The 12,400-nt window shown below is 61.5% G+C and carries 8 protein-coding genes; 4 read left to right on the top strand and 4 right to left on the bottom strand.

Annotation, left to right across the window (positions count from 1 at the left end; translation table 11 throughout):
* Positions 1–61: 61 nt before the first annotated feature.
* Both BHC62_RS24795 and BHC62_RS24790 read right to left on the bottom strand, forming a co-directional pair.
* A complete protein-coding gene (locus BHC62_RS24795; RefSeq protein WP_029299228.1) occupies positions 62–1,804 on the bottom strand; it encodes a potassium/proton antiporter in 1,743 nt (580 codons plus the stop codon).
* Positions 1,805–2,004: 200 nt separating this feature from the next.
* Positions 2,005–3,630 (bottom strand): methyl-accepting chemotaxis protein, encoded by a 1,626-nt coding sequence (locus BHC62_RS24790; protein WP_070996506.1) that lies wholly within the window; start codon positions 3,628–3,630, stop codon positions 2,005–2,007.
* 274 nt (positions 3,631–3,904) lie between these two features.
* Here BHC62_RS24790 and BHC62_RS24785 point away from each other — a divergent pair, with 274 nt between their 5' ends.
* On the top strand, positions 3,905–4,135 hold the full coding sequence (locus BHC62_RS24785) for a hypothetical protein (protein WP_029299225.1): 231 nt from the start codon (positions 3,905–3,907) through the stop codon (positions 4,133–4,135).
* Positions 4,132–4,425 (top strand): cell division protein ZapA, encoded by a 294-nt coding sequence (locus BHC62_RS24780; RefSeq protein WP_029299223.1) that lies wholly within the window; start codon positions 4,132–4,134, stop codon positions 4,423–4,425. Before BHC62_RS24785 ends, BHC62_RS24780 begins: the two co-directional genes overlap by 4 nt.
* Here BHC62_RS24780 and BHC62_RS24775 read toward each other — a convergent pair whose 3' ends face one another.
* A complete protein-coding gene (locus tag BHC62_RS24775; protein ID WP_029299221.1) occupies positions 4,426–6,228 on the bottom strand; it encodes an acyl-CoA dehydrogenase in 1,803 nt (600 codons plus the stop codon).
* A 272-nt stretch (positions 6,229–6,500) separates the two neighbouring features.
* Positions 6,501–10,454 (bottom strand): trifunctional transcriptional regulator/proline dehydrogenase/L-glutamate gamma-semialdehyde dehydrogenase, encoded by a 3,954-nt coding sequence (putA, locus tag BHC62_RS24770; protein ID WP_070996504.1) that lies wholly within the window; start codon positions 10,452–10,454, stop codon positions 6,501–6,503.
* A 29-nt stretch (positions 10,455–10,483) separates the two neighbouring features.
* Here putA and BHC62_RS27590 point away from each other — a divergent pair, with 29 nt between their 5' ends.
* Positions 10,484–10,738 carry a hypothetical protein gene (locus BHC62_RS27590; RefSeq protein WP_071610064.1) on the top strand — a complete coding sequence of 85 codons (255 nt, stop codon included), beginning with the start codon at positions 10,484–10,486 and terminating at the stop codon, positions 10,736–10,738.
* Positions 10,739–10,912: 174 nt separating this feature from the next.
* Positions 10,913–12,397: a sodium/proline symporter PutP gene (gene putP / locus BHC62_RS24765; RefSeq protein ID WP_029299217.1), complete on the top strand. Its 1,485-nt coding sequence runs from the start codon at positions 10,913–10,915 to the stop codon at positions 12,395–12,397.
* The last annotated feature ends 3 nt before the right edge of the window (positions 12,398–12,400 follow it).

Genomic DNA, 12,400 nt, shown 5'->3' with positions numbered 1-12,400 from the left:
TCGAACAAGATGAAGAATAGGGGGCGTGCTGATGGCCATTGGCACACCGTCGCCCCGCAGTTTAGAGGAAGAGTCCGGGGGCCGGGCGACTTCCTTCGGGGAATCTGACGCCGACTTTGCCGATCTTGTTCCCGTCCATCACGGCGACTGTCCAAATGGTGTTGTTCCACTCCACCTGGTCGCCGACGATGGGGGCGCCACCGACCTTTTGCGTGATGAACTGGCCCAGGGGCATATCCGGATCGATACCGTCGAGCTTGAGCCCGTACAGCGCCGACACCGCGCCCAGTTGCGCATCGCCTTCGAGCACGAAGTCGCCGAAGAAGCGCAGGTCCAGGCCCCGTTGCGGCGCCTGGCTGAACAGTTTGCCGAGGGCGGCGAGGTTGTGCTCATGGCCGATCACGCACAGCAGGTCGTCGGCCTCCAACACCGTACTACCCGACGGATGGAGCAGTTGCTGGCCGCGAAACAGTGCGGCGATGCGCGTGCCCTCGGGCATTTTCAGCTCGCGCAGGGCGGCGCCGATGCACCACTTTTCGGCGCCCAGGCGGTAGACGAACAGCTCCCACTCGCTGGTGACGTGCACTTCCAGGGCCGCCCGGGAGATCGGCGCGGGCTCGGGCGGTACCGTCACTTTCAAAAGCTTGGCCACCCACGGCAGGCTGGTGCCCTGCACCAGCAACGACACCAGCACGATAAAGAACGCCAGGTTGAAATACAGCTGGGCGTGGGGCAGGCCGGCCATCAGCGGGAACACCGCAAGAATGATCGGTACCGCGCCGCGCAGGCCGACCCAGGCGATAAATACTTTTTCGCGGCCGTGGAAGGCCTTGAACGGCAGCAGGCCAACCGCTACTGACAGCGGCCGGGCAAACAGGATCATCCACAGCGCCAGGCCCAGGGCCGGCAGGGCGATGGGCAGCAGGTCATGGGGCGTGACCAGCAGGCCCAGCACCAGGAACATGCCGATCTGCGCCAGCCAGGCCATGCCGTCGAGCATATGCAGGATGCCGTGGCGGCTGCGTACCGGACGGTTGCCGATCACCAGGCCGCACAGGTACACGGCGAGGAAGCCGCTGCCGTGCAGGGCATTGGTCAGGGCAAACACGAACAGGCCACCGGCGATCACCAGGATCGGGTACAGGCCGTTGGCCAGGTTGATCCGGTTGACCAGTTGCAGCATCAGCCAGCCGCCGCCCAGGCCGATGATGCCGCCGATGCCGAATTCGCGGATCAGGTGGGTCAACAGGCTCCAGTGCAGGCCGGTCTGGCCGCTGGCGAGCATGTCGATCAGGGTTACGGTGAGGAACACCGCCATTGGGTCGTTGCTGCCGGATTCGATTTCCAGGCTGGCGCTGACCCGTTCGTTCAGGCCCTTGCCGCCCAGCAGCGAGAACACGGCGGCGGCATCGGTGGAGCCGACGATGGCTCCGATCAGCAGGCCCTGGATGATATTGAGGTCAAACAGCCAGGCCGCCGCCATACCGGTGAGGCCGGTGGTTATCAACACCCCCACGGTCGCCAGCGACAGGGCTGGCCACAGTGCCACGCGAAAACTCGCGACCCGCGTGCGCAAGCCGCCATCGAGCAGGATCACTGCCAATGCCAGGTTGCCCACCAGGTACGCGGTCGGGTAGTTATCGAAAATGATCCCGCCGCCATCGACGCCGGCGATCATGCCCACGGCCAGGATGATCACCAGGATCGGGATGCCCAGGCGGGACGAAAGAGAACTCACCAGAATGCTCGCACTTACCAGCAACGCGCCGATCAAGAACAGGCTGTTGATGGTCGTCGCATTCAAAGGCAGTACTCCGGAAATAAGGCGAGGCGCAGTCTGACCATGCAGTCTGCGTGCCAGCGATTCTAACCTGTTGAATTGCTGCGCTGTCAAAAAGCTTTTGTAGGAGCTGGCTTGCCTGCGATGGCAGCGCCTCGGTGAATCAGGCTCAACGCTGCGCTGCCATCGCAGGCAAGCCAGCTCCTACAGGGGGTGACTGTATTTCAGAGGCGGAAACGCCCCACCATCCCATTCAAATCCACCGCCAGGCGCGACAACTCGCTGCTGGCCGCACTGGTCTGGCTGGCGCCCGTGGCCGATTGCACCGACAAGTCGCGGATGTTCACCAGGTTGCGGTCCACTTCCCGCGCGACTTGCGCCTGCTCTTCGGCGGCGCTGGCGATCACCAGGTTGCGCTCGTTGATCTCGATGATCGCGCTATTGATGGTATCCAGGGACATCCCTGCGCCTTTGGCGATATTGAGTGTGGACTCGGCGCGCTCGGTGCTGTTGCGCATCGAGTCCACCGCCTGTTCGGTACCGGCCTGGATACTGCCGATCATCCGTTCGATCTCACTGGTCGATTGCTGGGTGCGATGGGCCAGGGCCCGCACTTCATCGGCCACTACCGCAAAACCACGCCCGGCTTCCCCGGCACGCGCGGCCTCGATGGCAGCGTTCAGGGCCAGCAGGTTGGTCTGGTCGGCCAGGCCGCGAATCACGTCGAGCACCTTGCCGATATCCCGCGACTCTTCGGCCAGCGCGCCGATCAGCGTGGCGGTGCCCTGCACATCGCCGCTCATGCGCTCGATGGCGCTGACGGTTTCCTGCACCAGGTCGCGACCATCACCCGCCGAGGCCGTGGCGTTTTTCGAGGCTTCGGAGGTGCTGACCGCATTGCGCGCGACTTCTTCAACGGCGCTGGTCATCTCGTTGACGGCGGTGGCCGCCTGTTCGATCTCGTTGTTCTGCTGGGTCAGGCCACGGGCGCTTTCGTCGGTGACGGCGTTCAGCTCTTCGGCAGCGGAGGCCAGTTGGGTGGCCGAACCAGAAATGCGCTGCAGGGTGTCGCGCAATTTCTCCTGCATTTTATTCATTGCGCGCAACAGGCGGCCGGCTTCGTCATCGCCATCGACCTTGATCGACTGGGTCAGGTTGCCCTCGGCAATGTGCTCGGCGGCGTCCAGGGCTTGGGCGATGGGTAGGGTGATGCTGCGGGTCAGCAGCCAGGCAAACAGCACGGTCAGTGCGGTGGCCAGCACCAGCAGGGCCACCACCAGGTCAAAGGCCGAGTCATATTGATCGGCAGCCTTTTGGTTGGTGGCATTGGCCATGCTGTTGTTGAGGTCCAGCAGGCGCGTGAGGGCTGCGTTGATCTGCTCGGAGTTGCTCAGCAATTGCGTGTTGAGCAGGGTGCGCAGTTCTTCTATCTGGTTGCTGCGCGACAGGCTCTTCATCCGCTCTTCAATCTGGTGGTACTGGCCCAGCAGGCGTACGTACTCGTCGTAGGCCGAGCGTTCCTCACGGCTTTCGATCAGCTTTTCATAAGTGACCTGGGCCGTACGAATCTGCTGGTTGCGCAGTTCAAAGGCTTCCAGGGTCTTCTGTTGTACGTCTGGCTCGCGGTTGGTCAGCAGGCGATAAGACAGCACGCGCAGGCGCAGGGTCAGTTGGGTAAAGTCCTCGAGGGCGCGAATGCTCGGCACGCTGCTCTGGGTGATGTCTTCGGCGGCCCCACGGATCTTGCTCATCTGGTTCAGCGCAAAAATACCGAGAAACAACATCAGCGCACCAATGCACGCGAAGCCGAGAAACGCGCGCGGCGCGATATTCATTTTACGAAGAGACATGAGTGGTCCTGGGAGAGGCGCGATCCGTGCGGCTTTGAGGCGGGGTAAGCATGACCTATCGGACATGCGACCAAAGTCTTGAGGGGCTGTGCGTTTTTGTCGCACCTGGCACGGATTGGCAGGGATTCAGGAACCAGATGGCGTAAATGCAGTCACTAAGGCTCCACAGCGTGGCCTGACCCGTGAAATCAGGGCTGCGCGCCAGGATAACCCTGGCTTCCACGGTGAATTTTCTTTATCGTCACCGCCCTTTGAAAAAGCCCGAGAATTCAAAATGTTAGAAACATCCCTCAGCCAACTGGAACAACTGGTCAGTGACCTGGTGCAGCAGAATCAAGCATTGCTGGGCACCAACGAATCCCTCAAGGCGGAACTGGCCCGCGCCAAGGATGAGAACGACAGCCTGCAACTGAACCTGATGGAACAGGAAGAAAAGCAGGGCGCCACCGCCGCCCGTATCCAGGCGTTGGTTGAGCGTGTGAGCGCAGGTCCTGTGAGCGCATGAGTGAAGGGATAAAGGTCGTTTCGATTCTCGGTGAGGATTACTCGATCAAGGCACCGGACGGGGAAGACAACACCCTGCTCAAAGCCGTGACCATGCTCAAGGCGTCATTGGCCACCACCAAGCAGAAGTACCCGACCCTGATCGGCGACAAACTGCTGGTGCTGGCGGCGCTGAATCTATGTGCCGAACAGATCGACATGCAGCAGCGTCACCAGCAGGAACTCGACCGTTACCAAGAGCAAGTCAGCGCCACGGTCGATGTGATTTCCAAGGCCATCGGCCAGCCCTGATCAGAACCATTCATCCTGCATGGTCAGGCACGTATCGTCCCGTGCCTGCAGGATCGACAGTTCATGATGGCAGCCCGGTACCTCCCAGGTCAGGAAGTACCGGGCCGCTTGCAGCTTGCCCTTATAGAAGGCCACATCCGCTGCATTGCCTTTGGCCAAGCCTTCTTCGGCGCGGATCGCCTGTTCCAGCCAGCGCCAGCCAATCACCGTATGCCCAAATACTTTCAGGTACAGCGCCGAGTTCGCCAGGCTGCTGTTGACCTTGCCCTGGGCGAGATCCGTCAACAGCCCCAGGGTCACGCTTTGCAGGCTCGCCACCAACTGTTCCAGCGGCTCGCGCATGGCCGTGAGTGACGGGTATTCCTGGGCCCGTGCGCCGGTCTCGGCGATCAAGCGAACCAACTGCTTCAAACCCGCGCCGCCGTTTTGCGCGAGCTTGCGCCCCAGCAGGTCCAGGGACTGGATGCCGTGGGTACCCTCGTGGATCGGGTTCAGGCGGTTGTCGCGGTAGTACTGCTCTACCGGGTATTCACGGGTGTAGCCGTGGCCGCCGAGGATCTGGATCGCCAGTTCATTGGCCTTCAGGCAGAACTCCGAGGGCCAGGACTTGACGATCGGGGTCAGCAGGTCGAGTAACTCATGGGCCTGCTTGCGTCCGGCCTCACTGTCCAGGGTGGTGGTGTCATCGAACAACCGTGCCGCGTACAGGCCCAGGTCGAAGGCACCTTCCACATAGGCTTTTTGCGTGAGCAGCATGCGCTTGATATCGGCGTGCTGGATGATCGACACCGGTGCGGTGTTCGGGTCCTTGCTGTCGGGCAGGCGACCTTGCGGGCGTTCCCGGGCGTACTCCAGGGAGTACAGGTAACCGGCGTAGCCCAGCATCACCGCGCCCATGCCGACGCCAATCCGCGCCTCGTTCATCATCTGGAACATGCAAGCCAGGCCCTGGTGTGGCTTGCCCACCAGATAGCCGACACACTCGCCGTTATCGCCGAAGTTCAACGCCGTGGAGGTGGTGCCGCGCCAGCCCATCTTGTGGAACAACCCGGCCAGCAACACATCGTTGCGCGGGCCCAGGCTGCCGTCATCGTTGACCAGGAACTTGGGCACGATAAACAGCGAAATGCCCTTCACCCCGGCCGGTGCGTCCGGCAGTTTGGCCAAGACCATATGTACGATGTTTTCCGACAGCGGATGATCGCCGCCGGAGATAAAGATCTTGTTGCCCTTGAGCCGGTACGTGCCATCCGCCGCCGGCTCGGCGCGGGTGCGGATATCCGACAGCGACGAACCGGCATGGGGTTCGGTCAGGGCCATGGTGCCAAAGAACCGGCCTTCGATCATCGGTTGCAGAAAGCGTTGCTTCTGCTCCTCGGTGCCAAAACTCTCGATCAGATTGGCCGCGCCCATGGTCAGGAACGGGTAGGAAGTAGAGGCCGCATTGGCTGACTGAAAGTGCGCAAAACACGCTTGGGACAGCAGGGTCGGCAGTTGCATGCCACCGGCTTCGAAACTGCGGGCAGCATTGAGAAAGCCCGCTTCGAGAAAGGCATCGACGGCAGGTTTCACTTCCGGGATCAGGATCGCCTGACCGTCTTCGTAGCGCGGTTCGTTCTCGTCGCCCTTGCGGTTGTGCGGTGCGAAGTACTTTTCGGCGATGCTGCGCGCAGTGCCAATCGCAGCGTCGAAGGTTTCGCGATTGTGTTCGGCAAACCGCTCGCGCTGGGTCAGGCCCTCGGCATCGAGGACTTCATACAGCTCGAAAGCCAGATTGCGGGAACTGAGGAGCGTCTCGGACATGGCGGCTTACCTATGTGGGAATAGGCCGCAGTCTAAGTGCGCGAATAGAGGCGCGATAGCAAGATTGATCTGGGTGATGGAGCAGCAAAACACAGCGTAAAGGTATGCCGCGGTCAATGTGGGAGCTGGCTTGCCTGCGATGGCGGTGGGCCAGGCATTATTTGCTTGGCTGACACTGCGCCATCGCAGGCAAGCCAGCTCCAACAGTTATCCGGTGTAGGCAGCCTTGATGCAGTGGGGCACCCATTGCAGGTGCCCCACTTTGGCATTGATCAGCCGATCGTCATCAAGCTCGCATTACCGCCAGCCGCAGCGGTGTTGACGCTCAACGCGCGCTCGATCACCAGGCGCTCCAGCGCAATGTTGGTTTCGCCCGAAGACAAGCCGTTGACCCCGACAATCGCGCCGCTGCGCTGGGCCACTTGCTGGCACACCCCGCGCAGTTGGTCGGAATCGCCATGGTGCAGGACCGCATCGAAGATCACTTCGTCCTTGGTCCAGTCGGCCACGCGCTGGATCTTCGCCTGAACTTCCTTCGGCAGCCGTGGGAACAGCGCCTTGGTCAGGTCAGATTCCGGCCACACCGCCGAGCTACCCACCGCCAGTACGGCTGTCAGTTGCGCCAGCAGATCGCCTTCCAGGTCTGCCAGGCACAGTACGTGCTCGCGGGGCAGGATGGCGTAGCTGTTGCGTTCGCCAGTCGGGCCGGCCAGCAGGCGTGTAACACCGCTTTGCGATTGCGCGGCAAACTGGCTGCACAGCACGGCCAGGTCGCTGAACTTATTGCTTTCGGCCCAGGTTTTCAGGGCGGTCAACGGTTGGCTCATGGCGTCACGCAGGCGCACATCCGGCGCAGCCAGTGCATCACCGCGTACGAAGGATTGCTCGATCGCATCGGTAGGACGGGTCGACAGCAGGCGGTACAGGTACAGCGGGCCACCGGCCTTCGGACCGGTGCCCGACAAGCCTTCGCCGCCGAATGGCTGCACGCCGACCACGGCACCGACGATGTTGCGGTTGACGTACACGTTACCGGCATGGACGTTGTCGATCACCTTGGCGATGGTCTCGTCGATACGGGTGTGCACGCCCAGCGTCAGGCCGTAGCCCGAGGCATTGATCTGGCCGATCAACTGGTCGATTTCCTTGCGCTTGTAGCGCACCACGTGCAGTACCGGGCCGAAGATCTCCCGTTGCAGCTCGTCGAAGCTTTCCAGCTCGATCAGGGTTGGCATCACGAAGGTGCCGCGCTTGATTTCTTCGCTGTCGGCAATCGCCACCTGGTACACGGTGCGGCCTTTGTCACGCATGGCCTGGATGTGTTTCTCGATACCAGCCTTGGCTTCGGCGTCGATCACCGGGCCGATATCCACGGACAGGCGCTCCGGGTTCCCCAGGCGGCATTCCGCCATGGCGCCCTTGAGCATTTCGATGACGCGGTCTGCCGAATCTTCCTGCAGGCACAGTACACGCAGGGCCGAGCAACGCTGGCCGGCACTGTCGAAGGCCGAGGAGACAACGTCGATCACCACTTGCTCGGTCAGGGCCGAGGAGTCGACGATCATCGCGTTCTGGCCACCGGTTTCGGCGATCAGCGGGATCGGGCGACCCTGGGCATCCAGGCGACCGGCGACGTTACGCTGCAGCAGGCGCGCCACTTCAGTGGAGCCGGTGAACATCACGCCTTTGACGCGATCATCACCCACCAGGCGGGCACCCACGCTTTCGCCCTGGCCCGGCAGCAGTTGCAGCACGCCTTGCGGAATACCGGCTTCCAGTAGCAGACGCACGGCTTGCGCGGCGACCAGCGGGGTTTGTTCGGCCGGCTTGGCCAGGACCGGGTTACCGGCGGCCAGTGCGGCGGCGACTTGGCCGCTGAAGATTGCCAGCGGGAAGTTCCACGGGCTGATGCACACCACTGGGCCCAGTGGGCGGTGGGCGTCGTTGGTGAAGTCGTTACGCGCCTGCACGGCGTAGTAACGCAGGAAGTCCACGGCTTCACGCACTTCGGCGATGGCGTTGGCGAAGGTCTTGCCGGCTTCACGGGCCAGCAGGCCCATCAGTGGCTGGATCTCGCCTTCCATCAAGTCCGCGGCACGTTCCAGGATCGCGGCGCGTTCGGCCGGTGGGGTGGCCTGCCAGATCGGAGCGGCATTGAGGGCGCACTGGATCGCATTGTCGACGTCTTCGACGGTGGCTTCCTGGACATGGCCGACCACATCACGCAGGTCGGAGGGGTTCAGCACCGGCGCAGCGGGTTCATTGCTGGAGGCGCAACCGAGCATCGGCGCGGCTTTCCAGTTGTTGTGCGCGGTGGCCAGCAAGGCGCAGGACAGCGACGCCAGGCGGTGTTCGTTGGCCAGGTCGATACCGGCCGAGTTGGCACGCTCGCTGCCATACAGGTCACGCGGCAGCGGGATACGCGGGTGCGGCAGGCCGAAGCCGCCTTCCAGCGTCGCCATCTGCTCGATGCTGGCCACTGGATCGGCCACCAGCTCCTGGATCGAGATGGATTGGTCGGCGATACGGTTGACGAACGAAGTGTTGGCGCCGTTTTCCAGCAGGCGACGCACCAGGTAGGCCAGCAGTGTTTCGTGGGTACCGACCGGAGCGTACACGCGGCACGGACGGTTCAGCTTGCCTTCGGAGACCTTGCCTACAACCTGTTCGTACAGCGGTTCACCCATGCCGTGCAGGCACTGGAACTCGTACTGGCCGGGGTAATAGTTCTGGCCGGCAATATGGTAGATGGCCGATAAGGTGTGGGCGTTGTGCGTGGCGAACTGCGGGTAGATGACTTCCGGTACCGACAGCAGTTTGCGTGCGCAGGCAATGTAGGAAACGTCGGTGTACACCTTGCGGGTGTAGACCGGGTAGCCTTCCAGGCCTTCGACCTGGGCGCGCTTGATTTCGCTGTCCCAGTACGCGCCTTTTACCAGGCGGATCATCAGGCGGTGACGGCTGCGGCGCGCCAGGTCGATCACGTAGTCGATCACGTACGGGCAGCGCTTCTGGTACGCCTGGATCACGAAACCGATGCCGTTCCAGCCGGTCAGTTGCGGCTCGAAGCACAGGCGCTCGAGCAGGTCCAGGGACAGTTCCAGGCGGTCGGCTTCTTCGGCATCGATGTTCAGGCCGATGTCGTATTGCTTGGCCAGCAGGGTCAAAGACAGCAGGCGCGGGTACAGCTCCTCCATCACGCGCTCGTACTGGGCGCGGCTGTAGCGAGGGTGCAGGGCCGACAGCTTGATGGAAATGCCCGGGCCTTCATAAATCCCACGGCCATGGGAGGCTTTGCCGATGGAGTGAATAGCTTGTTCGTACGAGGCCAGGTATTTCTGGGCGTCGTGTTCGGTAAGTGCGGCTTCACCGAGCATGTCGTAGGAATAGCGGAAGCCCTTGGCTTCGAACTTGCTGGCGTTGGCCAGGGCTTCGGCGATGGTTTCGCCGGTGACGAACTGCTCGCCCATCAGGCGCATGGCCATGTCGACGCCCTTGCGGATCATCGGCTCGCCGCTCTTGCCGATGATGCGGCTCAGGGATGAGGTCAGGCCAGCCTCGTTATGGGTGGCGACCAGTTTGCCGGTCAGCAGCAGACCCCAGGTGGCCGCGTTGACGAACAGCGACGGGCTGTTGCCCAGGTGCGGATGCCAGTTGCCGGTGCTGATCTTGTCGCGGATCAGTGCGTCACGGGTGCCCTTGTCGGGGATACGCAGCAGGGCTTCGGCCAGGCACATCAGTGCCACGCCTTCCTGGGACGACAGGGAGAATTCCTGCAACAGGCCCTGGACGATACCGGCACGGCCGCCGGCGCTCTTCTGGTTGCGCAGTTTTTCGGCAATCGAGGCGGCCAGCTTGTTGGTGGCTTCGGCCATCTGGGCCGGCAGGCGTGCCTGCTCGATCAGCATCGGTACCACTTCCGGCTCGGGGCGACGGTAAGCAGCAGTGATCGAGGCGCGTAGCACCGATTGCGGCAGGATGCTCTCGGCAAATTCGAGGAAGCACTGGTGGGCGTGGTCGTTCTGCACCTCACCGGCGTCGTCTGCGTCCTTGATGCCCGAACCGTTGAGCTCGGTCAGGGTTGCACCACCCTCGAGTTTCTCCAGGTAATTGAAAATTGCCTGCTTGATCAGCCAGTGCGGCGTGCGATCAATGGAGGTCGCGGCGGCCTTCAGGCGTTCGCGGGTCGGGTCATCGAGTTTGACCCCAAGGGTGGTCGTAGCCATATTTTTATCCTCATGGGTGCCACTACTGCGTGGCATCAGCTGGCGGCAAGATTAGCTTTGCGCAGTACGAGGTGCAACCGGGTGCAACCCATTTTCTTCACGAAATCCGCGCTGCTCGTCAGAATTCATTTTCACTCGACGGAATCGGCTTGGTATTGGTGCATTTACTTCTGGATTTGGCTGTTCTTGCTCCGAAAAGGAGCAAAAACCCGCCGTTTGCCGAAAATCATCCCTGGGTGCAACTTATTCTCACGAAACTGGTTGCACCTTATTTGCTTTGTTGAATAGCATTCGCGCCCAAGGTGCAACCAACTGCAAGGTTCGGTTCATCGGCTGATGGCTTTCCTGGGGAAACGTCAGTCATAAATGCGCGGCATGCAGTTTCGTCTACAAGCTACTCTCTTGTAGGTGGGCTGACAGACCGCCGCTACATAAAAACAAAGCCAGGGCGTAACTCAATGAGCGTAAGTAATCCAACCCTGATCACATTTGTGATCTACATCGCGGCAATGGTGTTGATTGGTCTGATGGCCTATCGCTCCACCAATAACCTTTCCGATTACATCCTCGGTGGTCGCAGCCTCGGCAGCGTCGTCACCGCACTCTCGGCTGGCGCCTCGGATATGAGCGGCTGGTTGTTGATGGGCCTGCCAGGTGCCATCTACATGTCGGGCCTGTCGGAAAGCTGGATCGCCATCGGCCTGATCGTCGGTGCTTACCTGAACTGGTTGTTTGTGGCCGGTCGCCTGCGCGTGCAGACCGAACACAACGGCGACGCCCTGACCCTGCCGGATTACTTCTCCAGCCGCTTTGAAGACAAAAGCGGCCTGCTGCGGATTATCTCGGCAGTAGTGATCCTGGTGTTCTTCACCATCTACTGTGCGTCCGGCATTGTTGCGGGTGCCCGTCTGTTCGAAAGCACCTTCGGCATGTCCTACGGGACGGCGCTGTGGGCCGGTGCTGCGGCGACGATTGCCTACACCTTCATCGGTGGTTTCCTGGCAGTAAGCTGGACAGATACCGTACAAGCCACGCTGATGATCTTCGCCTTGATCCTCACGCCAATCATCGTGCTGCTGGCCACCGGCGGCGTCGATACCACGTTCCTGGCTATTGAAGCGAACGATCCAACCAACTTCGACATGCTGAAAAACACCACCTTCATCGGCATCATCTCGCTGATGGGCTGGGGCCTGGGCTACTTCGGCCAGCCGCACATCCTCGCGCGTTTCATGGCGGCGGATTCGGTCAAGTCGATTGCCAATGCACGTCGTATCTCCATGACCTGGATGATCCTGTGCCTGGCCGGTACCGTGGCTGTAGGCTTCTTCGGTATTGCCTACTTCTCGGCACACCCTGAAGTTGCAGGTCCTGTGACCGAAAACCCTGAGCGTGTGTTCATCGAACTGGCCAAGCTGCTCTTCAACCCATGGATCGCTGGTGTGCTGCTGTCGGCCATCCTGGCTGCCGTGATGAGCACCCTGAGCTGCCAGTTGCTGGTGTGCTCCAGTGCCCTGACCGAAGACTTCTACAAGGCTTTCCTGCGCAAGGGCGCTTCCCAGCTTGAATTGGTATGGGTAGGTCGCATCATGGTGCTGGTGGTTGCGCTGATCGCTATCGCGATGGCCGCTAACCCGGAAAACCGTGTACTGGGCCTGGTGAGCTACGCCTGGGCCGGCTTCGGCGCCGCGTTCGGTCCTGTGGTCCTGATCTCGGTACTGTGGAAAGGCATGACCCGTAACGGCGCACTGGCCGGTATCCTGGTCGGCGCGATCACCGTGATCGTGTGGAAACACTTTGAGTTGCTGGGTCTGTACGAAATCATCCCAGGCTTTATCTTCGCCAGCCTGGCGATCTACTTCGTGAGCAAGATGGGTGCCCCGACTGCCGGTATGGTCGAGCGCTTCACCGCTGCCGAGAAAGACTACAACCTCAACAAATGAGGC

Origin of the sequence: Pseudomonas sp. 06C 126 (assembly GCF_001855215.1) — a bacterium.
Taxonomy (GTDB): Bacteria; Pseudomonadota; Gammaproteobacteria; order Pseudomonadales; family Pseudomonadaceae; genus Aquipseudomonas; species Aquipseudomonas proteolytica.
The sequence above is the reverse complement of the archived record's forward strand: the minus strand, read 5'-3'. Positions and strand labels throughout refer to the sequence as shown.

Coding starts and splice junctions, on each gene's coding strand:
- BHC62_RS24775 (WP_029299221.1), bottom strand. CDS start 6,228: ATGTCCGAGACGCTCCTCAGTTCCCGCAATCTGGCTTTCGAGCTGTAT.
- BHC62_RS24780 (WP_029299223.1), top strand. CDS start 4,132: ATGAGTGAAGGGATAAAGGTCGTTTCGATTCTCGGTGAGGATTACTCG.
- BHC62_RS24785 (WP_029299225.1), top strand. CDS start 3,905: ATGTTAGAAACATCCCTCAGCCAACTGGAACAACTGGTCAGTGACCTG.
- putA (WP_070996504.1), bottom strand. CDS start 10,454: ATGGCTACGACCACCCTTGGGGTCAAACTCGATGACCCGACCCGCGAA.
- BHC62_RS24790 (WP_070996506.1), bottom strand. CDS start 3,630: ATGTCTCTTCGTAAAATGAATATCGCGCCGCGCGCGTTTCTCGGCTTC.
- putP (WP_029299217.1), top strand. CDS start 10,913: ATGAGCGTAAGTAATCCAACCCTGATCACATTTGTGATCTACATCGCG.